Source organism: Paenibacillus sp. 11B, from assembly GCF_030487755.1.
GTDB lineage: Bacteria > Bacillota > Bacilli > Paenibacillales > Paenibacillaceae > Paenibacillus > Paenibacillus vandeheii.
Window position 1 is genome coordinate 738,346 of record NZ_JAUKNS010000002.1, and the last position, 25,007, is coordinate 763,352.

A 25,007-nucleotide genomic window follows, 5' to 3' on the forward strand; every position below is an offset into this window, starting at 1 on the left:
ATTTAGTCCTCCCGTGTTATCTAATTCAGCCCAAATACCGCAGTATATCGTCGATTTTCTTCCCATGGGAGATGACACCATAATTCATCCAGGTCATAAAATCCACCTCATATACGTGACCGCTTTTCACTGCAGGCAGCCGCTTCCACTCATCACTTTCCAAGAGCTTCCGTTCCTCTCGGGGATAGGCAGAATCCATATTATCAAATGTGATAAAGAGATGATCTGCCTCAAGCTGACTCAGCTGCTCCAGCTCAATGCTGATTCTTCTACTTTGATGTGCCCATTGTTGTACACAGAAATGCGGAGTTAATCCTAGATCTTGATACAATACAGGACCTACGTAACCGAACTGGTTCCCATAGAGTGTAATTTCCGATGCAGAAATACGCAAAAAAGCGACGGTTTTTCCACGCATATGTCGTGTCAAAAGTTTCTTGGCTTCCTGCGCCTTTTCCTCATAATCACCTATTACATCCTGCACCCGGCTTACCTTTCCCAGCACATCCGCAGTGGATTTCAAAATGGAACGCCAGTCCTCACCCCAATGTTCCAGGTAAAACGTCGGTGCTACCTGCTCGAAGCGCTCCAGATTCCATCTTTCAAAGCCCTTGTTCAGCATAATAAATTCGGGGGTATTCGCCACATTAAACTGGGCATCTTGCTGGCTCACGTCGAATTCCGGTACATCATCCAATCCTAAATAGTGTTGTCTGCCCCAGGAACGATGGGAATATTGCAACATCGGCCTTACTCCAAGGGCCAGTACAAAGTCTTCCAGATAAGGTGCAAATACACGCGCGTCTTGACGATGATGACGCCGATACAATCCTGGTGAAATGCCAGCATACTGCTTAAAGCGACGGCCGAAATAATACTCGTTATTAAATCCCACATTCTGAGCAATATCATGCATACGATCATCCGTCAGTTGCAGTAGCTGTTTGGAGCGTTCCAACCGAACAGCATTCACATAGTCAAGCGGAAGTTTACCCGTAATTTCTTTGAATTGTCGAGTATAACTGGCCCTGGTGAGCCGGATATCAGCCGCTAAATCGTCAACCGTTATGGCCTGATTATAGTGTTCGCGAATATAACGAATGGAACGTTGAAGTCGTACGCGATCATTCGGTTCCTCGTTCTCGGGATCACTTTGCCGAAGCAAGGTCCTGAACCATTCCTGAAAGCGTAGTTGTACCTCCCACTGTTCCAGCCAATCACAAGTTGTCTGTTGGCGTAATAATTGTGCTAGGGGTTCCAAACAGGAACTCCATGGACTGTAATTCAGCTCGGTAAGAGATAACGATCCTTGGATATCTATCCCTTTAACAAATCCATGCTGCTCAGTAGTGTCTCCAATTTTCATACGGTTCGAAGTATCCTCTTTCACCTCAGCCACCGTCAGATCCAGTTTATAAAATTGCAATTCATTTTCAGTCCCAGTAGAATCTTCGATGACAATGGATTTTCCAACGGGAACAAATATAATCATTCCTTTTTCCATACGGATTTCCCTGTCCGAGCAGGCCATTGAACCATTTCCACACGTCACAACGAATAAGGAATGTGAGTCAGACATCGGGTATGCGAGCCGTTTCAGTATATTGGGCTTATTGCGATCTACGTATTCTATATGTCGAAGCATGCATAACCAGGGCTTGGGAATCAGCTGTACAATCGTGGGACACATATTCATCTTCCTTAATTGAGAATTGTTATCATTTGAATTAGTGTAAACGAAAAAAGAAAGCTCTTCAACCCTGAGGGAAGAACTTTCTTATGGAGAAGGCTTATGGCGTCATTTTTTGCAAGAGATCATCAATCTTCATTGTGTTTGCCGTAATCGCACCTGATTGCCAATATGACCTTTCCATCATGTACACCTGGTTGTTTTTAACTGCCGGAAGAGATTGCCACAGCTTGCTATCTAGCACCTTCAAAGCTTCCTTGTTCTCGGGGGATGACCATTCTCCATTGGACGGAAATACAATAATATGATCCGCATCAAGCTCTGGAAAAGCCTCTTCAGAAAGGATTTCCTGATATTCTTCCATGTTGCCGACCAGTGGATGAGGCGTTAGACCAAGCTCTGAATAAATAAATCCGGTAAATCGATTTTTCACGCCGAACAATGCCAATGTATTATTGCTAATATTCAGTCGGACAACCGCTACGGTCTCATCCCCGACTGCTTCCTGAAGCTTCGCCTTAGCGTCTGCAATCTTGGCCTCAAATGCCGCAACAACTTCTTTACCCTTGTCCGGTTTACCAACAACATCGGCAATGGTCGTCAAGATTTGATTGGAATCCTGCAAAATGTCTTCTGGCAAACGGTACGTCGGCGCCACCTTTGAATACATTTCATATTTCTCCATGTCCACTCCACCATCCACAATGATGAGATCCGGATCATACTGCAACAAAGCCTCAATGCTACCTGTAGTATCAAATTGCGGCACATCCAGATCCAGATATTCCTGCACACCCCACATCGGATTATACCACTGTACTACAGGTGTGATATCAAGAGCCTTGAGATAATCCTCCACATAGATACCAGCAATCCGCTGCGGATGCACCGGAATCGTCACATCACCGAATTCATCCTGAACGACACGCGTCTCTGCTTCTTTTTCTGTTGTTTCAGATGTACTTCCATCCGATACTGCGGTCCCAGATGCAGGAGCCTGTTCTGCCTTTGACTCGGAGTTTGCCCCACATCCTGTTATAACTACAACCATGAGTAGCAGGGTGATCGTCCACCCTTTGAACCCTCTACTGGATCTTACCATGATACTCTTCACCCCTATGTAATCTGTTGTTGTATCGGTGAGAACACATTTTTATAAATAATGATTATCATTCTCACTCGATGCTTAGATGAATTGTACCTTATGCTGTGTAAGACCCACAATACACATTTGAAGCTATTTTTTTATACAAACGTAAAGAATACACTGACCCTTCCCCCCGCTTAACGCAGGGGCAATGTACCTTGTTGATAACAATCCTACTCATCTGGCCTCTCTCCTCCAACCGGTGCTGTTAAATACATCTCAGGAATCACAAAACGCTTCATTACATGTTCCTCATCCGCCGTAAAATGATCCAATGCAAGATCCTGATATTCGTTCAGGACATGTTCAAAAATACGAGCAATCACAACACAATCGGCCAAGGCATTGTGCCTGTGAATGCCGTCTGTGTTCAGGTCGTAATACCGGATCAGGAAATCGGTAGAGATGACCTCGGAGATTTCAGGATGTATATAAGTGAACATCGCTTTTGTATCCAAAACCGGATTGGAAAACATCAGCAGCCCATTTATATCACAATGCCGTTTCAACATGGGCAGATCATACTCATACCCCGCCTGCGTTACTAATACCTTATCCCCGATGAATTCCAGAAAAGACGAATAAGCTTCTGCAAACGAAGGCGCCTGAATCATATCTTCATTTGAAATCCCCGTTAACTTCGCCACCGCTTCTGGAATCGGTTTAGAGGCACGTACAAGTGAAGTGAATGATGAATCTAATGATTCCCCTTTTTCATCTAGTCCAGCCGCGTAATTCTCGTCATTTGCTGTGTTGGTGTTATCCAGATTCGACATACAAAATACTCGGGTAGTTGATCTACGAATGACTCTATGAAAGGAACACTCGGCGCATAGAAGAAGGAACCTCCTGGTTTTAGCGCTCTTAATAGCTCCATATATTTCTGAGCATATGCTTCTGGTTCGCCGTCTGCCTTGAGATGATGATGTGTAAAATGGTTGGAGAATGCCAAATGGGATATTATTGTCCCCCACTGTTCCTCTTCAAAAGAAGATTCCATCCAGCCCATACGTCGCAAAAACGGCCGATCCTCCGATTCCTCCACCTGTCTGTCCATCCCATAGGCTTCTATCTTTTTACCACGTAAAAATTGGACCAAATTGGCCTGCGGACCGCAACCAAGATCAAGCACAGGCGTATGCAGGTCCTCTACATCCAAGCCGAGCCAGGATACCTGCAGATCCGCCGAGTACTCCTCACAAGGCACCCAGAACAGATGTGGATCCATCGCATATTTTTTAAACAATTCCTCGCCGTTGGTCTGTATTAGAAATGTTTTTAACTGTTGATAATGCTTCTGAAAAAACTGCTGCATTACTTCTTCTCCAGCCTCCTCGTCCTGCAAAAGACACCAGATCCGCATAAATTGATCTTTATATAATTCTGCCAGTTGCAACTTGTCTTTGCTCGTAAACTGCATAAACTGGTTCACCTGGATAAATTGGCGGATTCCTTGCTCAGCTAGTTTATTTGTATAATGATTCAATAATCCATCTGCAATAATACATTCTAATGCTTTTGCCACTTGAGCGCGATATTCCAATAGCCAGTACAACGTTCGCGGAGATGGCCCTAATGCAGACTTGCCCCGATTATAAAATAAACTCTTATTGTCATTAAAACGGATTTGTTGCTCCAAAACGGACCCTATCAACTTGAGGTTCATTATGATTGCCTCCTATCGTCGTTAGAACGTGTTACCTAGAGAAACTAAACCTGTTCTTCCCACAATCGTGTTACCTGAACCAACCTACTTTCACGATCAAACTCCAGCTTGTAGATGTCCGGCATCGTTGTATTTACCCAGAAGTCATAACCATAGGACGGATCATAATAATTGAAAATCAACGTCATGATATCCCCATGGGTGCCAATCACTATTTTTTGCCCTGGATGCCTATTCAGAATTCGTTGTATTACAGTGATTGCCCGTGACACGGCGACTTCACCGGATTCTCCACCTGCATAAGCAAACGCAGGATCATCGTAGAGTCTTTGTTTGGCTTTCCGAAAATGTTCATGCTTCACTTCAGGACCTGACAGCTCACGCTCACGTAAATCCTCTTCGGTAACCACAATGCCGCCTGACACTTCGGCCAATCCTTGAATCGTATCCACGGCCCGTCTATACGGGCTGGAATAAAACAACTGGATCTGCTCCCGATGGAGCAAACCCGCGACGGTGGCCGCGTCCCCTTTGCCTTGTTCCGTCAGACCACGCTCGCGTTCCTGCCCTTCCATATATTCAGACTCCGCGTGTCTTACAAAATATAAAGCCGTGTTGGCTTCATTCGTCATCTGTCCGCCATTCCTTTCTTCTTTTCAATGACGATCAGGCAGGTGCTGTCTGGCAAAGGTGCAGGTTGACCGTTTTCCTCCATAAAGATAATTCGTTCTCCAAGCGCCTCCGTATATCCTTCCTGAAGAAAGTGCCGGAACGTAATGATCTCTGCTTGATCACCCAGCGCTTTGCGAATGCAATCCTTATATGCCGACGGGGTAAATATGCCGAATTGCTCCTGAATCTCATGAACATATGCTTCTTCACCCCAAGTATACGTGTACAAAAATTCCATCGCATCGTTGATATCCAATACCGCCTCATTCCCGGAGATCCGCTCGAATTCAATGCTGCGTCCCTGGAAATCCTGTGCGTACCGCTCCAGCCACCGCATCCCATCCGCTTCAAGGAAACGAACCCGGCGCTTCTGTGCTTCGGGTTCGGTCATAATGCCATCCCGGATCAGAATTCGGCCCCCTGGGGACAACACGTCAAACGAACTTCTCAGTGCAGCCGCGACGGTATCGCTGTTAAACCTCCGGCCATCACGTTCAATATACGAATACAGTTCATGCAGAATGGATGAAAAAATAACCGTATCCACCGTGCCTGGCTGCACGTATTGATCCAGTTGAAGAGCATCCCCCTTCAATACTTGCCAGCGATGTGCCTCACGCTGTTTTTTACGCTCCAGTGCCTCAATGACATTCGCTGAAATATCAATGCCAATTGGCTCCATCTCAGGTCGTTCCTGCTCAATCAGATCGAGCAAGATTCCACCGCCGGGACCGATATCGAGCACACGTTTGCCAACCATATAATCCAGCAGCACTTTCTTGTAATCTCCTGAGCTGTTCATATCCGCCAAATACGTCTCTTCATTATGGAACCGATCATACGCATCCCGTCGCAATCCGAACAGGTCAAATAACAGCAGCACAGCCTTCTCATATAATGGAGACTTTTCTGCCTCAATACAGAACGCTATGAGCTTCTCCGCCGCCGGGGAAAATTCAAATGTTACAAATACCGTATCCCGCAAATTCGGATGCCGTTTAATTCGATGTGTCAAGTGAGGGTAAGTGATCGTCTCACCTGCTTCAATCTGCGCCCACGAATACTGCTCCAAATACTTTTCGATCATTCGTTTCTTGTAAATATTCAGTTTCTTGACACCCTTGTAGTCGTAATACATCGTGTTCATTAATGGTTCAAAGCTGATATGCCTTACAACATCCAATGGTTGCTCCCGCGAAGTCGAATTTCTGTCTGATTCTTTCGTTGTTCTGCCAGTGCTGTTCGTCATCGAATCATCTACAGATAGCACCACAGCTTCACTGCTCAGCGTCAAAAGGAAGATCTTAACCATCTCCTGCAACGAAAAATCGTGCATCGCTGACTCCACATACCATAAGGTCCGATGAGCCAGAGGAGCGAGAAGTTTCTCTATCTCAATCTGGGCTTGAAGTTTGGCATATGCTTCATCCATCGCTTCTCCTTGACGTATAGACGAGCTCCGCAAGCGTGACAGCCGCTCCTTCACATTCCAGTCAGTATGATCCGCAGCTGTCATGATCCAGCCCACGATACGCTGCACTTCAGACTGAACCTGATTCCACAGCGCCAGGTCAACGCCTGCAATAACGCATTCATTCAGCGCCATCAGGATGGCCTGCAATTCATCAGAGGTAAGCCACCCTTGCGTTATGAACGAATGCAGCGGAGCATTTTCAGCAAACGGGATTTCTCCTCTTATGTACTGACCAATAAGCCCGTGTGTGGCAATAAGGGTACGAATGATCTTATCCCGTGGTGTGGGTGAACTATGTGCTGATTGTGCAATTTGTGTACTATCACTTGGAAGATCATTTAAAAAATCACTCGGGAATTCCGATCGTGATGCATCTTTCTCCTCACAATTACCTTGCTTGCCTTGCAAAGCTCCAACACTTCCATACATGTCGTACAACTGGGCTGAACCCACATTGTGCACGAACAGGTTAACCCCCTGTTTCTGCCAACTTCTGCGCTGTTTCAGTGATCCCGCCTTTGCCGTTTCCGACCAGACCAGCACATCCTCCAAAATTTCTCGAATCCAAAAAGAAACCTCAAGCTGATCCAGCACCTGAAGTGTGCGTTCTACATAATCCAGTACCGGGTTCGTACCTTCCAGCTCTGCTATGGAATGAATACGTTCCAGGTTAATATTTGGCTGTTCCGCCGCTGCCAGCAGCTGCAGCCACTGGGGTTGCTTCGCCTCCGGTAGCTGGCTTGACTTGTAAGATTGTATGGACTTTAATGAGTGCAGCATGGATCTCTTCACCTCGTTATCCTTGTTTATTAAACTAAATATGTCATTTCAGCAGACGAATACGATCCTGCACAAGCTTGATTAACTGATCCGCTTCCACTGCAGGTAACCTCTCGTCCAGACGTGCAGCCGCGACAGGCAGAATCCAAGCATCCAACTCCTGGCGGGATATCCCGGAAATCTGGATATAATGTTGAATATAATGATCCAGCATTACATTGCGAGCCAATTCAAATTTCCTATGAACAGCCGGGTCCATATCCTCCGGCAACGTGCCGCTCATTAATATTACCCAGCTGCGTGCCACATCACCCGCCGGATCACCCGACATGCCTGTCATCCAGTCTATAACCCAATATTGATCTCTCATTTCATTCAACATAACATTGTCGGGATGAAAGTCGCCATGACAAATTTGCTGTCGCTCTGGAAGAGACGACAGATAAGCAATTACCTGCGTCTTATCCTCTTCCGATAATAGAGAGGTATTTCGAATGGCTCCAGTAAGAATCTGCTTTTGTGTGGGGAGTGCTCCTGCATCATCCTGCTCGACGTGTAGGCTATGATGACAGATTGCCATTTGACGAGATAGTTCTTCGATCAACACGGGCTCCTGAAACATGAGGGATAACATCGTGTTGCCTTCAATCCGTTCAAATATAATCCCTTTGCGCGATCCATCATCCATAAACAACCTTGCCTGTGGCACAGGTAAGCCCTTTTGGAATACTGCCTCGGTAATTCGAAACTCATTCTGGACAGCTTCGGCTGGAAAATCGGCATGGTATAACTTCATAATCTGATTTGATGCGTACTCATAGATCTCAGCCGTTCTTCCTTGCCCAATCCGTCTCACTTTTCATTCCCCCTAAAATGGTACACTTCCTGCATCCATTTCAAATTTTTGTGTACCCATGTGCTTCTGGACAGTAACCAGAAAATGTGCACACAAAAAATGGCCCGGAAGAACAGCCCATTCGCTTATTCCTCAACAAGCCATCCTTTCTTTACAAACCATTTTCCAAATCATTTTGATCTCATTTCAAACTATTCTATTCAAACTCATTGCCTCTTACCTTCGCAAACACCATCATATCCACCAGCTCACCTGTACTGTCACGCCGCATCTTGCGTAATATACCTTCAAGGGTATAGCCTGCACGCTCAGCCACTTTGGCACTTCGGACATTCCGTGCATCACAGCGGATTTCTAGTCGGTTGGCCTCCAGATAATTTATTGCGAACTGCTCGATGCCTCTGACTGCTTCCGTCATCAAACCCTCACCGGTACGCGAAGTTCTGATCCAATAACCGATCTCGAAACAGCGTGCATTCCAGTCTATTCGATGCAATCCGCTGCTGCCCACGAATTCATCCGTAAATTTGTCACGTAAATGAAGCATCATGTCGGTCCGCTCCAGAAATTGCAGCCTGGCTTTGCGGGCATTCGCTTCCGATTCCTCCAGTGAAGGTATGTTCTCGGCAAAAGGCAGCCACAAACGCAATTGTTCCGCACTTTCACGAATTGCCTCATTCACTGCGGCTCCATCTCCCCACCTCGGGGCACGGATGGTCAGACGCGGTGTATCAAAACTTTCAGGAAAAGACAGCATTAACGGATTAAATGAATCCGAATTGGTCATGAACCCTACTCCTCTACCTGGAATATCGAATCAATGATCAGCGGCAAGTTATCCCTCACGGATACAGCACCAAATACGGAACGGGCATGTACGCCCTGTTCTCCGAATACATCCAGCATCAGATCCGAGCAACCGTTTAGCACCTTATGGTGCTCCTGAAACGAGGCGGTCGCATTGATGAATCCTTGCACTTTGACCACCCGCTTCACCCGATCCAGCGAACCGAGCACTTCCTGAACGACAGCCAATACCTCAATGGCAGCATTTCGGGCAAAATCATATCCTTGCTCCGTTGTAAAATCCTCCCCGAGTTTACCGCGTTCTTGCGTATCCGGCCCTTTACCGGCAACATACAAGATTCCGTTTACAATTACGGCATTGGCATACTTCGCTGATGGCGCGCTTGCCTGAGGTAGTACAATGCCCAATTCTTCCAATCTGGTCTGTATCATCGGCGTCTCCTTTATGTATAAAAATGTCCTTGCAATCTATCCATTTATTTCTAATTTAGATAAATCTCAATATACGCCGCTTCCTCTTGAACTGCAATATAAAAAGGGAAACATAATAAAGGACCTGATCCAATGTCTCCTAGCCAAGATTTCTCAGTTTTTTTTATATGCTTGGCTTCTGATTCCCAGTTATCTAATACCAACTTCTTGTATTTACCTATAGGCTTAGCGTGTCCTTTTATGTTATTATATAGGACTCCATTCTCAAAATGGAAATGGCCCAAATACATAAAAAGGACACCTTATGAGTACAAAAACACGGCATATTATTCTGATTTTATTCACCATCATACTAATTGTTGCATCCATCTTTTTTCATAAGTATCGTGAACTCAAACATCGCATCGAGTCCTCTGCTGACTCAGCATACCGCAGTGTTATACTGGAAAGTATTCATTATAAAAAAGAGCTTGACCGATATATCAAAAGCAACAAGACAACAGATAAAACAAAACTGACTCTTTATACGAACAATATTAAAAACGCTTTCGATCACTATGGGCTCATTACGATTATGGTCGATGGAACGACACAAAGGTTATATACGGAGAGAAGTGATTTTTACTATCAGTACTGGCACTTGTTTCCCCCGGACTATGCGGAACTTACATTAGAAGAACTTCAAAAGGTAAGTGACAAAACAAACATCATTATTAAGGAACTCCAACGATTGAAATAAACATGATACGACTTGTTCCAGATCTACATCTATACTTATTTCTATCTCGTAGTTCACCCTATTTCACTGCTCCCATCGAACCTGCTTCTCTGTACTCCTGCCGATATGTTCTGGGTGATACCTGAACCGTCCGCTTGAACATCTTTCCGAAATGTGAAAAATTGCTGAATCCCGCTTGCAGAGCGATCTCCGTTATGGAATCCTCGCTTTCACGCAGCAAACGCTGCGCTTCCTTCACCCTAAGCAGATTAAGATAATCACTGAACGTGAAACCAGTGGTCTGTTTGAACAGACGGCTGAGATAATGCGGGCTGATTCGGAACATTGCTGCAACCTCAGGCAGCGCTAAAGATTGATGATAGTTTTCGTTAAGATGGCGGACCACTGCCTGAGCCTTGGGATGCAGAACCGGCTCACTGTCGGCCGAATGCACGGTGCCCAGATGTTTGTTCCGATAAGCGAACAGCAGCAATTCAATGGATCGGTGACGCAGCAGCAGGCTGCTTCCAGCTCTCGTATGAACCATCTCATCAATCATTTCGCTGACCATTCGATCTGCTGCCTCACATATCTGTGAAGGAAGTCTGAGAATGGGAGTATCCCAGCCGAATGGCTCCTTTAGCCCCTCAGCTAACTCTGGAGAGATAGCCAATTCTGTGAACAGCTCTGGCTTGATATACAGAACAATTCGATCATGGTCTGGCCTTCCACTCTCCATCGTTTTATGAACGGTATTCCGGTTGATAAATACGAAGTCACCAGCCTTGACCTGGTAGGTACGGTCCTTGATGAAGTAAATGCGCTCACCGGATAACAGATAGTACAGCTCATAATGGTCATGCAGGTGGTCATCCGTCATGGAGAAATATCCAATGCGACGATCATATTCGATATTCAAATAACCGGTGGGATCATTGTATTCCGCTCGAAATGTCTGTGCCATGCAGCTGCCCCCTTTGCTTGAATTATAGCAAAATAAGCGGCATTTGAAAGCGATTACGCACAAAAAGCGGCGAAAGAAGTGCTCCCTTGTTATAGTCTAGAGCTATATTCAAGGAGGCGATAAAGACATGAGTCACAAAAAACGCTACGTATTGGTCGGAACAGGCGGCCGTGCTGAATTTTTCTATGGAGCATTAGCCCAAAATTTCAGGGAAACATCCGAGCTTGCTGCTTTTTGCGATATTAACCAGACCCGCATGAATTACGCCAATCAGCTGCTGAGGGAAAAATATAAATACAATGAGGTGCCTACTTATCCTGCGAATCAGTTCGACCAGATGATTGAGAACGAGAAGCCGGACTTCGTAATTGTTACCAGCATCGATCGCACCCATCACAAATATATCATTCGCGCGATGGAGCTTGGCTGTGATGTCGTAACCGAGAAGCCGATGACCATCGATGAGTACAAATGTCAGGATATTCTTGATGCCGCCAAGCGGACCGGACAAAATATACGCGTCACCTTTAACTACCGTTACGCACCACACCACACCAAAATACGGGAACTAATTCAGAATGACACGATTGGGAAAGTGACTTCGGTCCATTTCGAATGGCTGCTGAATACACGCCATGGTGCCGATTACTTCCGCCGCTGGCACCGGGACAAGCGTAATAGTGGCGGACTGCTTGTACACAAATCCACCCATCACTTCGACTTGGTCAATTTCTGGATCGGTTCGCAGCCTGAGACCGTTTTCGCTTTCGGGGATCTCATGTACTATGGTAGAGAGAACGCCGAGGAGCGAGGCGTGACCCAGTTTTACACTCGCGCAACAGGCAACCCACTTGCACAAGAGGACCCTTTTGCCCTGCACCTGGATTCGGATGCACATCTCAAAGCCATGTATCTGGATGCCGAGCCGGAAGATGGCTACCAGCGGGATCAAAGCGTATTCGGAGATGGCATCAACATCGAGGATACGATGGGCGTGCTCGTTCAGTATCAGAACAGAGCTATTTTGACCTATTCGCTTGTTGCATACCAGCCGTGGGAAGGCTATCGCATCGCCATTAACGGTACCAAAGGCCGGATTGAGATGAACATTGTGGAACAATCCTACGTTAATTCGCTGGGTGACAAAAATCTCGAAGGTGCATTGATTGGGAAAACACTGCGAGTACTTCCCATGTTCGATGCCCCGTACGAGGTTCAAGTGGAGGAAAAAGAAGGCGGTCATGGCGGAGGCGATCCGGTTCTTCTGAATGATCTGTTCGGAGAACCTGCGGAAGATCCATACCACCGTGCTGCCAATCAATTGGATGGAGCAAGATCTATCCTCACCGGAATTGCAGCCAATCGCGCCATCGCAACTGGCTTGCCTGTTCGCATCAACAATCTGGTTCGTTTCTAGGAACACAAGGCCACTCCAACCACATTCCCATCCAAGGCTGCGTATATTACGCAGTCTTTTTTCACATTTCACGTCGCCATGAAGTCTATTTACGTAAGGAGGACCCTATGTTTTTCTCATTAAAAAGTCTGTGACAGAAGCCAACCGCAATCTGCTTCAGGAAGAAGCGGGACCTGTTGAAGAGATCGTATATAATTACACCAGCTTTGTATCTGAAGCTACGAAAACGGAGCCTTTCGACGTAAGCTATAATCCTCCGGGATTTGCTGAGTTCTCCAAGCTGGCCCAGACAACCAATCAGGAAATCGGCTTTGGCCGAAAAAGTGTGGAGCAAGCTGTAACTGACTTCTATAATGGCACCGTGCGAATCTTTGAATCCAATCAATAAATAACCGCTAGAAGGAGGTCGACATGACAGAAGCCGTGCTGAACAAGCTGCGCCAGATCTCGATCCACAATGGTGTGAAGCCAGATAAACCGGAAGATCAAAAGTTAATACAGGAATGGCAGGCGTTGGGTGTTCGATTCGCGGCATCCGGCGGACGACTAGAAGCGACTTATTATTCCGCCCTGGAGAAGTTACTCACTTGTATTGTGCCCCTGAATGGAAGTGAGCCCCTTCTTCAGGAAGGTGGCATCTATCTGGGCTGCTGGCTGGAGAGTACCGGCACCATTAACGCGGAGCTGCTGTCACGTCTAATTCCTTCTGTATCGGAAGCGACCTATCTCACTTTTGCCCAACACCAGAGAGAAGATGGATTGCTGCCATATAAGCTCACGGAGAACGGTCCTTCCTTTCGCCAGATTCAGCTCGTTACACCATTGGCACGAAGTGTATGGAACCACTACCAGCTTCATGGAAAGGACCGCTCGTTCCTGAAGACCATGTACAAGGCCATGGTACGTTATGACGAATGGATTGCAACGTATCGCAATACCCGAGGGACCGGCTGTGTGGAGGCATTTAGCACCTTTGATACCGGGCATGATCTGTCCCCCCGCTTCTGGCATGTTCCGGATACGCCTTATAAGAATGATGCCGCGTCTTACCATCCGGATTCTCCGGTTCTGCCTTTTTTGGCACCAGACTTAACCGCCAATATTTATTGCCAGCGCATGTACTTATCCCGTATGGCCGTGGAGCTCGGGGAGTCTGGTGCAGAGTGGAAAGCAAAAGCTGAAGCCAGTCTGGAAAGTCTCTTCCGTTACTGTTATGACGAAGAAGACATGTTCTTCTACGACCGGGATCGCAATGACGAATTCGTCAGAGTACAGTCTGATGTGCTGCTGCGTGTGATGGCCTGCGAGGTGGGCGACCGGGAAATGTTTGATCACATGCTGCGCAGGTATTTGCTGAATACAAGCAAGTTTTTTGCCAAGTACCCGTTTACGTCCATGTCGATGGATGATCCAAGGTTTGATCCCTTCTCTTCTTATAATAGCTGGGGCGGAGCGTCCAACTTCCTGAGCCTGATTCGTGCACCGCATGCATTTGAATATCATCATCGGTATGTGGAATTGTCATGGGTGATGCAACCTATCCTGTCGTCCCTTTCCAAAGCAAAGCGTTTTGCGCAGGCATTAAGCCCTTGGACCGGGGAGGAAGGTTTTACCGAAACCTACTCCCCCTCCATGCTTTGCCTGCTTGATTATGTGGAACGGTTATGCGGCATCATGCCGGTTGGATCGGACCAACTGTGGTTTACCGGTCTTCTCCCCATCGACATGGATCATGGCGAAGAAGTCGCTGGCCACACGGCGTATAGCCGCACGGTGAATGGGCTGCATTTTGAATTGGTGAACACGCCAGAACGGGTAAAGGTATATCAGGATGGTAACGTTCTCATAGAGGGGCCAGCGGGAATCCGGTTGATTACGGACCGCAGTGGACATTTGGAAGGTATCATCGGAATGAGCGTGCGCACCATTGAGGGTGAACTGGTTTATGGAGGTACGTCCATTCCAGTTCGAATCAAAGGAAATGAAATGCAGCGATATACAGACGGAAGCTTGAAATCAGAACGAGATATCGGCATCATTTATCCTTCCTATCGATAGGGAGTTAAAAAAGTGTCTTCTCTACAGGAACATTAAAAAGACCATTCCCAATGAATAGGCACAACACCAAAAGCGCAAGTGACAGGGGACCTCCCCCTGTACTTGCGCTTTGGTGATTTGCTATCGAGATGAGTCTCTCCACAACGGATGAATAACCGATGCTGGTTCCGTAGACTCCCTTTAATTTTAATATCAAACGAACCTTTCGTTTACGCTTTCCGCTCCCACGCAGGGTGACGATAGAATTCAATCGTATCAATATAGTTCACCGTGTACTTCTGTTCGACTTCCGACAGCTCCAGCAGCTTTCGGTCGATTTGTTTCAAACCCATGACCACGTCATGCCGAAGAAGATCCATTGCGATTTTGCCCACAAATCCGCCTTCCATCTCCTTGTGTTTATTCCGAAATTCTTCATTATAGATCAGTTCCGGCGTAAACGATGCTTCAACAAAGGCGTTGACGAGCGTAAGCTCATCCCCCTCCATCTGTATCGCGATATAATAGTTGCCACGTTCATCCCGAATGAGGTCTTTATACATTTCCACGATCATCTGAAACACTCCCTATATCTTAAGTTGTACTATTGTTATGAGTAAAGAACATGGGCGCCATTTTGCTCACCTCTTGCCCTCGTCCATTCATATAGTAGGTATAAATGGCGAACGGAGGATTGCTTATGAATTGGCACCAACTTCATACAGGAAAAACACTACAGCAGCGCCTGGCCGAGTTACAGGGACATCTGGCAGAATTGAATGCTCCATTGTCCGGTCTGGAACCTGGAATAATCAGCAAAGTTTTTCCGCGCAGTTTTATCAAAGTCAATCGGCAGTTATTTGTTCCACTTAGTTTGTTTTCCATTCGTGTATTTGATATTCCACGAGCACGACGTGGCGTACGGGTAGGCATTCGCACGGTATTCCCATCGAGAAATGCATTTAAAAATATCCGACTTGTTGGTGTTGGATTGGATTACATTGAGCTACAGGGAAAAGGTAAATTCTCCTCACGTATTCTCTTTCCTTTAACTCAGATTGAATCGATCTATCGTCCAACGAATAAAAAGAAGAAATACGGAGTCCAGAAATAGCTAAATCATGTCTCTGCCTGCAACAGCTCGATTAGAGAAATAATCCATACCGGGGTTAACCTCGTGTCATAATATGCATGTTTCTCTTTCTTAGTATAACTCATACATGCATGGGTCTGCTTGGATATTGTGCCATAGCAAAAAGCGGTGAGCACAGAACCCTTCTGTGTCTCACCGCGCAGATGCCTACTTATTAAAGGGATCAAGATGTATCACATCAGATACCTGTCCACACATCCTTGGCATAACGTCCTTCCTGCTGCAAACGTTCTAACCAAGCATCGGCTTGCTCCGTGGAGTTGCCGCTGACATCAGCGTACGCTTTCTTGAGGGTTGCTTCAACATCAGGTGCCATCTTGCTGCCATCGCCGCAAACATACAGATGTCCCCCCTGTTCGAGCAGAGGAATCAGCTTGTGGGCATCATCTCGCATCAGATGCTGCACGTAACACTTCTCTTCCCCGTCCACACGGGAAAACGCGGTATGAAGCTGAACAAGACCCTCTTGCTCGGCTGTTTCGAGTTCATTTTTATACAGATAATCATGTTCCGGGTTGCGACATCCAAAATACAGATGGGCTTCGCCAACCTGCTGACCTTGTTCCTTCATTACACGTCTTGCCTGCAGGAAACCACGGAATGGAGCCACACCTGTTCCCGGACCGACCATAATAATCGGAGCCTCTGCCTTCTCTGGCAGTTCGAACCCGGACTCAGGCGTCCGTATGAACATAACGACCTCTTCACCCGGCTTCAGGTTCGCCAGATAGTTGGATGCTATGCCTTTATATTCGCCCTGACCACTCCAAGCCGGTGCACGCACTACACTGACGGTGATGCTGGCCTGCTCAGGCTGCACTCGCGGTGAACTGGAGATTGAGTAATATCGTGCTTTCAAAGAAGGTAGCAGCTCCAAAAACCGCTCGAAAGGCAGCTCACATGCCTCGTATTTGACCAGATAATCCAGCATGGATATGCGTTTCTTACGCACTTCTTCCATGTATACAGATTCATCAAGAAGTTCTTCGAGCTCCTTCTTATGCGGTGGGCACACCGTATACGCAGCCAGTTCCCTCAGTTGGGCCCGAGTTGCCGCTTCCTGAAGCTCCACACTGTGACTGAGCAGATCAACCAAATTAACCGGTTGGTGTAATGGCAAATGAGCAGCGCTGCGACCGGAGGCATCCAAAACGAGATGTTCCGTACCCGTGAATCCATATCGTTTCAGTACACGTTCTACGAGCTCAGGCGGGTTTTGTGGCAAAATGCCCAAGTGATCGCCTTCCTTATATGTTGCGCCTTCAGGCAGTTTAATCTCCAGATGTCGTGTGCTTCGTTCGCTGCCTGCATCGTGAAGTTCCCGATTCTCAAGCACTTCGGCAACATGTGCATCATACGTATCTGCGAGCGGTGTTACCGCCAGTCCGCTGACAAACTGTACAGACAAGGAGCTGCGTTCGCTACCAGAACTTGTATTTAACTTGAGACCCAGAGTTCGTGCCAGATCCGGCCATAATTGCTCGGTCCAGTCTCCAACCTGTTTCTCAAAGTCCCCGCTGGCATCACTTTCTCCGATCGGTGATAACCGTTCTGCCCCTTTGGAAGATAGCTGTTCATCAATCAAACGTGGAATGCGCTGGTACGTACTGGCCCAGTTGTGGTCCCCACATCCAAGAACAGAGAACCGCACGCCTTTGAATTCCCCTGCATCCGCATGTTCAATCCATTCGACGAAATCCTTGGCATTGCTTGGCGGTTGACCATTGTAGGAAGCACTCACAATGATGACTGCGCCTTCCTTGGGCAGTTTGCCTACTCGATCATCCAGGGTAGCCACCTCACTGCGGAAGCCCTGATATCTGGCGGTATCTGCGATTTCACGCGCAATGCCTTCCGCCGTCCCGAGATTGGATCCATACAGGACTAGCATCGGGGTGTGATGGGCATTGGCTGTATCCGGTTCTTGTCTTTTGGCAACCGGAGTCGGCTCCTCCATGGCAACACCCGGAACAGCCATAACCGGCTGATTTCCGCGTGCACGAACACGGATCGTGAAGTTATCAGGTTTGAGCGTCAACGTTTCTTTCACTTTCAACTTATAGTCCGCATGATCGATGAGTTCAAAATGCTTCAGAACCATGCCCAGCACAAGTGTGGCTTCCTGAAGGGCGAACTGCTGACCAATGCAGGCACGCTGACCATTCCCAAACGGTTTGTAGGCATCATGTGGCACCTTGCTCGGATCTTCGAACCGTTCCGGACGGAATGCTTCCACATCGTCACCCCACGCATCGCGGTCCCGGTGAAGCTTGGGAATGAGCACACTGACACTGTCCCCTTTTTGCAAAGGATATTTCCCGTCCAGAACAAGGTCTTTCTTGGCATATAAGGAGAATGCAGGAGCTGTAGGCCACAACCGCAAAGCTTCGTTCAAAACCATGCGAACATACTTCAGATTGCGAACCTGATTGTATGTCGGAACCGGATCTTTCAGAATCTGGTCTGCTTCAGCCTGAGCCTTGGCGAGTGTATCCGGATTTTTCATTAAATAATAGATGGCAAAGGACAACAAGCCACTCGTCGTCTCGTGTCCAGCAATCAGGAAGGTGATAATCTGGTATCGAATATTTTCATCGTCCAGCGTTTCCCCGGTTTCCGGGTCCTTGCCACTGAGCATATGGGACAACAGATCGTCTGCCCCTTCCTGAGGCTGCTGCTTGCGCTCCGCAATAATATGATCCACCAGAGAGAACATCGAACGGATATCCTGCTCAAACTGTTTCTTTTTGGTGATCATCAGCTTGTCTTGCAGACGCAAACGCTGCAACGAACTCATCGATTCGTCCAGTGCTCGAACCATGCTCGTAATGAACGGATGTGGTTCTTCCCGGTAAAAGCTGTTAAACCGATAATTGAATCCACACAGTCCAATCGTATCCAAGGTGAGACGAGTCATATCATCCGGTACGTTAACCGTCTCATCCGGGTTCAATCTGGACCACTTCTGCACGAGCTGTACAGCGAGATCAATCATTTTGTTATGATATCCCTGCATCGCACGTTGGCTAAAGCTTGGCAGCAGCACATTATGAGCTTTTTTCCAATTCGGTTCTTGAGTCCAACTCGTAAACAGGCCATCTCCGGCAAATGCACGAACCTTCTCCAGCGGTGCCCATACACGTTTATCGAATTTGGACTCGTCACTTACCTCGGCTACCAGGTTGTGACCTGAGATATACAGTTCGCTTCGTGTCGGATACTCCATTCGAAAAATGGGTCCGTACTCTTCAGCGAGTTTCACCAGGGATTGTACAGGCTCATCGGTATTTATCTGCGGTAAGTTTCCTAAAGGCCCAAACGTTTTGGGTTGGGGAACTGAAATTTGCGCCATGATACTCACTCCTCTTCCAAGTAATACGTTCTACAAAAAAATAATACCTTCGTTCAACTACGACTTCAGAAGAATAGACATGACTTCATTTTCTGCACATTTTCATATTTCATCCAGATAACTTAAAAATCATAGACGGAACCAACTGACTAAAACGGTATATTGGTCATTTTAGAATAAAAAAAATGGGTTCCTTCGTTATCTTTCTTTTACCCTAACATTTCCAGTCTCAATCTTCAACAGTCTCAAAGTCGTAGGACCAATGGGTTACCATCCGGGCTGTAGGCATACTAGACATAGAAAAAACTGCCCGCCGCAGACAAAAAGCTGCGTTCGAACAGTCCTTCGTAATGCAAATTTTCCGAAATGTAGTTACCCCATAAGAAGACCATATACAATGCCAGGTCCATGTACCCCAATGGTCAGATCATTTTCAATGTCGGAAGAACGACTTGGACCTGAAATAAAATGAATGCCTGCCGGAAGATTCTCTCTTCCCGCTTCATCGAAGCCATTAAGCGTCTCACCAAGTCTGGTGTAGAGCCGTTCGATAGGAATAATAATCATGAGTACAGTGGGCAATAAACTAACGGAACGCCCCTTCTCCGGCGAAGAAAGCACTGTGACAGAACCCGTATATGCTGTAGCATAATCCGCCATCACTACACCGATGTCTGCCTCAGCTGCCCTCGCCTTCCAGTTTTCGTCTGCCTGGCTGTTCCACACTGAAATCTGCACATCCGGGAGCTGCTTTTCCAATCCAAGTTCCGTTAGCGCCTGTTCATTCTGACGTATGATATATTTCGCACTCAATTCATGAGATTTAGTAGCGATGAAGTCCGCGGCTTCGCCAATATCTCTTACCCGCGCAATATGAGCACCTACACTCACAAAATTATCGGTGAATGCCTGTATGCGCTTATCTATATCCCACTCCAGGTCCGTCCAGAACCCGGGTGCACCGCGAAAAGGTTGGGTCGGAGCATGTCTCTGGCGTGGTCTTCTCAATTTGGATGCAATATCATTCATAAAGTGCTCCTGCTTCGCACGAGACTTCTTTTCCATTTGCTCCAGCCATTCCTGATGTTCAGTGTTCATGTTGACCACCACCTCCCTCGCGTTCACGAAGAATCTGCTCCATTCGGCTTCGCACGGAGGAATCCATCTCTTGCTGCTCCTGATTCAGCTCCTGATCCAGCTTGTTCCATTGCTGCCGGAAGGAACGCTTCGCCAGGCTTGGCGCAACCCGATAGCTGTTCCAGCCCTTAAGAGGCCCAAGTTTGAGTGAAATTCCGTTATTGCGTACAACGGCTTTCTGGCCAATCTGTCCGAGACGAATAGCCGCGCCGAAGCGTTTTGAATTGCTTACAACCGCTGCAAACCCTTTCATGCCAGCACTTTCAAGCTTGTTGCCATGGCCCTCTTCTACCTTGCGTCTGCGTAAATATACGAGCATATCATGCAGCGGGATTTTGACCGGACAGGCTTCGTAACAGGCTCCGCACAGACTGGAAGCACCCGCGATGTCGTTCCATTCGTCGATATTGCCATTCAGTGCAGGTGTAAGTACTGCTCCGATCGGTCCACTGTACGTTCCACCGTAAGCATGCCCGCCGATATGACGATACACCGGACAAGCGTTCAGGCAGGCCCCGCAGCGAATACAGTTCAACAGCTCCTGGAATTCCGGATCACCCAACTGAAGTGAGCGTCCATTATCGACGATAATAATGTGCATTTCGTCCGGCCCGTCCCCGTCTTCTGTTCGGCGAGGGCCGGTTATGCCTGACATATACATTGTCAATTTTTGACCTGTCGCAGAGCGTGGCAGCAGGGTTGCCATTACCTCGAGATCCGTCCAGGATGGAATGATGCGTTCCATGCCCATTAAGGTAATCTGTGTTTTTGGCACGGTGGATACCATGCGGGCATTGCCTTCATTTTCAAATAGGACCATGGAACCCGTCTCCGCAATCGCAAAATTGCAGCCGGTCATGCCAATATCGGCTTCAAGAAACTTCTCGCGCAGCTTTTTGCGTACAAATCCGGCAAGTACGGTGGTGTCCGGTTCCAGAATTTCACCCGCTTCCTTGGACAACAGCTCCGCAATCTGGTAACGGTTCTTGTGAATAGCCGGAATGACGATATGAGATGGGGCTTCACCTGCCAATTGAATGATGTATTCACCCAGATCGGTCTCTATCGCTTCAATGCCTGCGGACTCCAATACATGGTTGAGATGCACTTCCTCAGACACCATGGACTTGGATTTGACCACGGTGGAAGCCTGCTTGTGAGCCGCAATATCCAGTGCAATCGCCGCTGCCTCCACCGAAGTATCGGCAAAATGAATATGAACCCCATTGGCACGTGCATTATTGACGAATTCATTCAGGTAATAATCCAGATGTGCGATCGTATGCAGACGAATCTGACGTCCACGTTCACGCCATTCTTCCCAGTTGCCCTGTTCTTCGGATGCGGACTTCTTGCCATTACGCAATCGCTCTGTCGTAAATTTGACGGCTTTGCGCAGGAAATCATCATTCAACGCCAGTTCTGCACGTTCTTTGACGGTAACATCCATTACACCGGGCTGACTCATCCTGTTTGCACCCCCTCATACAGCAGTTCGGCCAAATGCATTACACGCACCGGTTCATTCCGATACCGCAGATTGCCCGCAATATTCATTAGACAGGCCATATCCAGGCCCACCAACACTTCGGCTTCCGTTTCTTTGATATGATCCACTTTCTCCGTGACCATGGCACCGGAAATATCCGCCATTTTGATAGCAAATGTTCCGCCAAAGCCGCAGCAGTCCTCTCCGAAAGGAAGGGGAACAAATTCCAAACCTTTTACTGCTGAAAGTAATGCCATAGGCTCATCCTTTACGCCTAACAAACGGCTGCCATGACAGGAGGGGTGATATGTAACCTTATGCGGAAAACGGGCACCCAAATCCGTGATCCCAAGCACCTGAACAAGAAACTGAGTAAATTCGTAGGCTTTGGCTTCCAAGCGTTTAGCCTTCTCCAGCCATACAGGTTCATTGGCAAACAGTTCGGGATAATGATGAATCATATACGTACAGGAGCCCGAGGGACAGACGACAAAATCACTGTCATCAAAGGCTTCCAGAATCGTTTTGGCGGCTACCCGTGTCTCATCCCAATACCCGCTGTTGTAGGAAGGCTGACCGCAGCAGGTCTGCACGGACGGGAAATCCAACCGAACGCCATGCGCGGCGAGCAATCTCACCATCGCCTCCCCCACACGGGGATATATGGCATCACTGAGGCAGGTAATGAATAAGGAGACCTTCATGATTACACGCTCCTATAACTGATGAATTGTGGTTATAACGCATATAAGTATCGAATATCGTATTGTTTTAGACCCTTGTGATCTTGATATCATAGCCGTTCAAACGTTCTATCAAATCATCGTCAAGCGACTGATCCGTAATCACTTCATGGACCGCATCTAACCCGGTTACCCGGGCAAATGCACGAACCCCAAACTTGCTCGTATCGGCAAGCAAAATAACCTGGTCGGATATGCCGACCATTTTCTGCTTCAACCGGGCTTGAAGCTCATTGGATTCACTGATCCCGCCGCCCTCCAGGTGCACACCTTTACAAGACAGGAACAATTTATCGACATGGTATGTTTCCAGGGAACGTTCGGCAAGCGGTCCAACAAAAGACAGAGAGCGTTGGGCTAGCTGCCCTCCAGTCGAGATGACTTCAATCTTGTCCCTGCTGCTCAATTCGGTGGCTACTTGTATGGAGTTGGTCAATACGGTTAGTGGCATATCCGGCATATGGGCCGCCATGTATCCTGCTGTCGTGCTGGCATCCAGTAAAATTCGATCACCCGGGCGAATTATGGAGAGGGCCGATTGAGCGATTCTTTTCTTTTCCTCTGCATGAGTTGTTTCCCTTACCCGGTAAGGGATCTCCGGCTGCTCTTCCTTTACGCTGACAGCGCCGCCATGGGAACGACGCAGTCGTCCTGCTTGCTCCAGACGGTCCAGATCACGCCGAATGGTCTCTTCTGTTACCCGGCAGTGCTCACTAAGCTCGGATACACGTATACTCCCTTTCACATTAACCATCTCGACAATCCGGTCATAGCGTTCTGCTGCCAGCATGTTACACCTCGCTCCCGGCTTGTGATTCCGATAATGCGGTCAACCTTAGAAATTTGCCGTATGCTTCTTCCCAGATCGTTCTGTCCTTTGGCTCATAATCAGTAACCGGGAATGAATCGCGGATGACCCTGCGGGCTTCCCATATATCCTTGAAGGCTCCACTTGCTATCCACTGTACAGCCATGTTTCCGATCGCACTGCCTTCTGCCGGACCCGCCCATACCGGTTTGCCAATGGAATTGGCAGTCCATTGACACAACAAGCGATTCTGGATGCCACCACCAACCATATGCAATCCATTAAAAGATTGTCTGGACAGTTGTTCTGTCCACTCCAGCACTCTTCGATACTTCAGCGCAAGGCTCTCCAGAATGGAACGGGCAATGGCTCCCTGATCTTGCGGCTCAGCCTGACCTGTATCACGGCAATACTGTTGTATACGAGAGGTCATATCCCCTGCTGCCATAAACCGCTCATCGTCGGGATCAAACAGGCTTGCAAACGGAGGTGCAAGTTCAGCCCTGCTCAGTAACTCCGCATAGCTGATTCCCTGTCCCTGCCGTTCCCATTCGCGCATGCATTCCTGCAAAATCCACAGGCCCATGATGTTTTTGAGCAATCGGAACGTACCGCCTGCCCCGCCCTCATTCGTAAAGTTGAGCGCCAGACTCTCGGAACTAATGGCAGGATGGTCAATCTCCGTGCCCATAAGCGACCAGGTTCCACAGCTCAGGTAAGCAAATGAACGCTCGGTTGCCGGAACAGCGACGACCGCTGAACCTGTATCATGTTCGGCAACCGCGATAACCGGGATGGCAGACAGGCCAAGATCACTGCAAATTCTGCTGCGAAGCTGTCCCACACGAGTACCTGGCATGACTGCTTCTCCAAACAACGTCTCCGAAATGCCGATATGTGCGAGCAGTTCAGCGTCCCAATGGCCTATGGTTGGATTATAGAGCTGCGTTGTGGTGGCGTTGGTAAACTCATTCACCGCTTCACCGGTCAGAAAGTAACGAAGCAGATCGGGGATCATGAGGAAACGCTCCGCTTCGTTAAGCAGGGGGGAGCCACTTCGCTTAAGTGTTGCCAACTGGTACAGTGTGTTAAAGCTAAGAAACTGGATGCCCGTGCGTTCGAAAATCCGCTTAGAGGTCAATTCCTTACGCAGCTGATCCATCATGCCGTTAAACTGTGCATCACGGTAATGATACGGATTGCCTAACAATTCACCATGACTTCCAACCAATCCAAAATCAACCGCCCAGGAATCAATACCTAGACTTTCAGGCAGTTCCCCCTTTTGTTTGACCAGGTTCAGCCCTTCCAGAATTTCATGGTGAAGCCTCAATATATCCCAGTGCAGCCGCTCCCCCGCTTTTACCGGCTCATTCTTGAACCGATGGATCTCCATCGTTTCCATTCCCCGATCATTCAGATGACCCAGCAGTGCTCTCCCGCTTCCAGCACCCAAATCATACGCCAGCACACTCACCACTCTTCACCAGCCTTTCATCCCATACTAAATTCGCCCTTGAACATTTCTTGATTTCATTCATGACTGCTCTGTACTTTATTCTTTATTTTATTGTTTGTTTATTTTTGTTTAGTACTGTTTAGTTTTATTTAATGAGTATATCACCAATGTAAGCGTTTGAATACCCTGTGATTCGTTTCTTTTAC

22 protein-coding genes and 1 pseudogene are annotated in these 25,007 nt (G+C 47.6%); 5 read left to right on the top strand and 18 right to left on the bottom strand.

Annotated elements, in window-relative coordinates:
- Window positions 1-25: 25 nt before the first annotated feature.
- The 10 genes from Q0V21_RS11630 to Q0V21_RS11675 all read right to left on the bottom strand — a co-directional run bounded on the left by Q0V21_RS11630 (window position 26) and on the right by Q0V21_RS11675 (window position 9,814).
- Window positions 26-1,504 carry an AraC family transcriptional regulator gene (locus Q0V21_RS11630; protein ID WP_301879003.1) on the bottom strand — a complete coding sequence of 493 codons (1,479 nt, stop codon included), beginning with the start codon at window positions 1,502-1,504 and terminating at the stop codon, window positions 26-28.
- 286 nt (window positions 1,505-1,790) lie between these two features.
- Window positions 1,791-2,792, bottom strand: coding sequence for an ABC transporter substrate-binding protein (locus Q0V21_RS11635; RefSeq protein ID WP_301879004.1), 1,002 nt, complete (start codon window positions 2,790-2,792; stop codon window positions 1,791-1,793).
- Between the two features lie 218 nt (window positions 2,793-3,010).
- Window positions 3,011-3,613: a 3'-5' exonuclease gene (locus tag Q0V21_RS11640; protein WP_301879005.1), complete on the bottom strand. Its 603-nt coding sequence runs from the start codon at window positions 3,611-3,613 to the stop codon at window positions 3,011-3,013.
- Window positions 3,556-4,503 (bottom strand): class I SAM-dependent methyltransferase, encoded by a 948-nt coding sequence (locus tag Q0V21_RS11645; protein ID WP_301879006.1) that lies wholly within the window; start codon window positions 4,501-4,503, stop codon window positions 3,556-3,558. Before Q0V21_RS11645 ends, Q0V21_RS11640 begins: the two co-directional genes overlap by 58 nt.
- Before the next feature lie 44 nt (window positions 4,504-4,547).
- Window positions 4,548-5,135: a histidine phosphatase family protein gene (locus Q0V21_RS11650; protein ID WP_301879007.1), complete on the bottom strand. Its 588-nt coding sequence runs from the start codon at window positions 5,133-5,135 to the stop codon at window positions 4,548-4,550.
- Window positions 5,132-7,429 (bottom strand): class I SAM-dependent methyltransferase, encoded by a 2,298-nt coding sequence (locus Q0V21_RS11655; RefSeq protein WP_301879008.1) that lies wholly within the window; start codon window positions 7,427-7,429, stop codon window positions 5,132-5,134. The genes Q0V21_RS11650 and Q0V21_RS11655 overlap by 4 nt, the downstream gene beginning before the upstream one ends.
- Before the next feature lie 43 nt (window positions 7,430-7,472).
- Window positions 7,473-8,285: a phosphotransferase family protein gene (locus Q0V21_RS11660; RefSeq protein ID WP_301879009.1), complete on the bottom strand. Its 813-nt coding sequence runs from the start codon at window positions 8,283-8,285 to the stop codon at window positions 7,473-7,475.
- Between the two features lie 196 nt (window positions 8,286-8,481).
- Window positions 8,482-9,072: a GNAT family N-acetyltransferase gene (locus Q0V21_RS11665; protein WP_301879010.1), complete on the bottom strand. Its 591-nt coding sequence runs from the start codon at window positions 9,070-9,072 to the stop codon at window positions 8,482-8,484.
- A 5-nt stretch (window positions 9,073-9,077) separates the two neighbouring features.
- Window positions 9,078-9,524, bottom strand: coding sequence for a RidA family protein (locus Q0V21_RS11670; RefSeq protein WP_301879011.1), 447 nt, complete (start codon window positions 9,522-9,524; stop codon window positions 9,078-9,080).
- Between the two features lie 50 nt (window positions 9,525-9,574).
- Entirely contained in the window at window positions 9,575-9,814 is a 240-nt protein-coding gene (locus Q0V21_RS11675; RefSeq protein ID WP_301879013.1) for a hypothetical protein, read from the bottom strand.
- 14 nt (window positions 9,815-9,828) lie between these two features.
- Here Q0V21_RS11675 and Q0V21_RS11680 point away from each other — a divergent pair, with 14 nt between their 5' ends.
- On the top strand, window positions 9,829-10,263 hold the full coding sequence (locus tag Q0V21_RS11680; RefSeq protein WP_301879015.1) for a hypothetical protein: 435 nt from the start codon (window positions 9,829-9,831) through the stop codon (window positions 10,261-10,263).
- A gap of 58 nt (window positions 10,264-10,321) precedes the next feature.
- Here Q0V21_RS11680 and Q0V21_RS11685 read toward each other — a convergent pair whose 3' ends face one another.
- Entirely contained in the window at window positions 10,322-11,206 is an 885-nt protein-coding gene (locus Q0V21_RS11685) for an AraC family transcriptional regulator (RefSeq protein WP_301879016.1), read from the bottom strand.
- A 127-nt stretch (window positions 11,207-11,333) separates the two neighbouring features.
- On the opposite strand from Q0V21_RS11685, the gene Q0V21_RS11690 reads away from it, so the two are divergent.
- From Q0V21_RS11690 to Q0V21_RS11700, 3 genes and pseudogenes are all read left to right on the top strand, one after another.
- The gene (locus Q0V21_RS11690) at window positions 11,334-12,623 is read left to right on the top strand and encodes a Gfo/Idh/MocA family oxidoreductase (protein ID WP_301879018.1); all 1,290 of its coding nucleotides are present in this window, start codon (window positions 11,334-11,336) and stop codon (window positions 12,621-12,623) included.
- Window positions 12,624-12,753: 130 nt separating this feature from the next.
- Window positions 12,754-13,011, top strand: a pseudogene (locus Q0V21_RS11695) (ABC transporter substrate-binding protein); the annotation flags it as partial.
- 23 nt (window positions 13,012-13,034) lie between these two features.
- A complete protein-coding gene (locus Q0V21_RS11700) occupies window positions 13,035-14,681 on the top strand; it encodes an MGH1-like glycoside hydrolase domain-containing protein (protein ID WP_301879024.1) in 1,647 nt (548 codons plus the stop codon).
- Between the two features lie 209 nt (window positions 14,682-14,890).
- Here Q0V21_RS11700 and Q0V21_RS11705 read toward each other — a convergent pair whose 3' ends face one another.
- On the bottom strand, window positions 14,891-15,235 hold the full coding sequence (locus tag Q0V21_RS11705; RefSeq protein ID WP_079344167.1) for a hypothetical protein: 345 nt from the start codon (window positions 15,233-15,235) through the stop codon (window positions 14,891-14,893).
- Between the two features lie 125 nt (window positions 15,236-15,360).
- On the opposite strand from Q0V21_RS11705, the gene Q0V21_RS11710 reads away from it, so the two are divergent.
- Window positions 15,361-15,774: a hypothetical protein gene (locus Q0V21_RS11710; RefSeq protein WP_079344166.1), complete on the top strand. Its 414-nt coding sequence runs from the start codon at window positions 15,361-15,363 to the stop codon at window positions 15,772-15,774.
- A 217-nt stretch (window positions 15,775-15,991) separates the two neighbouring features.
- Here the strand turns inward: Q0V21_RS11710 and Q0V21_RS11715 are convergent, their stop codons facing one another.
- The 6 genes from Q0V21_RS11715 to Q0V21_RS11740 all read right to left on the bottom strand — a co-directional run bounded on the left by Q0V21_RS11715 (window position 15,992) and on the right by Q0V21_RS11740 (window position 24,819).
- On the bottom strand, window positions 15,992-19,165 hold the full coding sequence (locus Q0V21_RS11715) for a bifunctional cytochrome P450/NADPH--P450 reductase (RefSeq protein WP_079344165.1): 3,174 nt from the start codon (window positions 19,163-19,165) through the stop codon (window positions 15,992-15,994).
- Between the two features lie 372 nt (window positions 19,166-19,537).
- A complete protein-coding gene (locus tag Q0V21_RS11720; RefSeq protein WP_301879030.1) occupies window positions 19,538-20,263 on the bottom strand; it encodes a LutC/YkgG family protein in 726 nt (241 codons plus the stop codon).
- Window positions 20,253-21,770, bottom strand: coding sequence for a LutB/LldF family L-lactate oxidation iron-sulfur protein (locus tag Q0V21_RS11725; protein ID WP_079344163.1), 1,518 nt, complete (start codon window positions 21,768-21,770; stop codon window positions 20,253-20,255). The genes Q0V21_RS11720 and Q0V21_RS11725 overlap by 11 nt, the downstream gene beginning before the upstream one ends.
- Complete coding sequence (locus Q0V21_RS11730) at window positions 21,767-22,495, bottom strand: (Fe-S)-binding protein (RefSeq protein WP_079344162.1); 729 nt, start codon at window positions 22,493-22,495, stop codon at window positions 21,767-21,769. The genes Q0V21_RS11725 and Q0V21_RS11730 overlap by 4 nt, the downstream gene beginning before the upstream one ends.
- A gap of 67 nt (window positions 22,496-22,562) precedes the next feature.
- Window positions 22,563-23,324, bottom strand: a complete 762-nt coding sequence (locus tag Q0V21_RS11735; RefSeq protein ID WP_079344161.1) for a DeoR/GlpR family DNA-binding transcription regulator — start codon at window positions 23,322-23,324, stop codon at window positions 22,563-22,565.
- Window position 23,325: 1 nt separating this feature from the next.
- Window positions 23,326-24,819: a rhamnulokinase gene (locus Q0V21_RS11740; protein WP_301879033.1), complete on the bottom strand. Its 1,494-nt coding sequence runs from the start codon at window positions 24,817-24,819 to the stop codon at window positions 23,326-23,328.
- Between the last annotated feature and the right edge of the window lie 188 nt (window positions 24,820-25,007).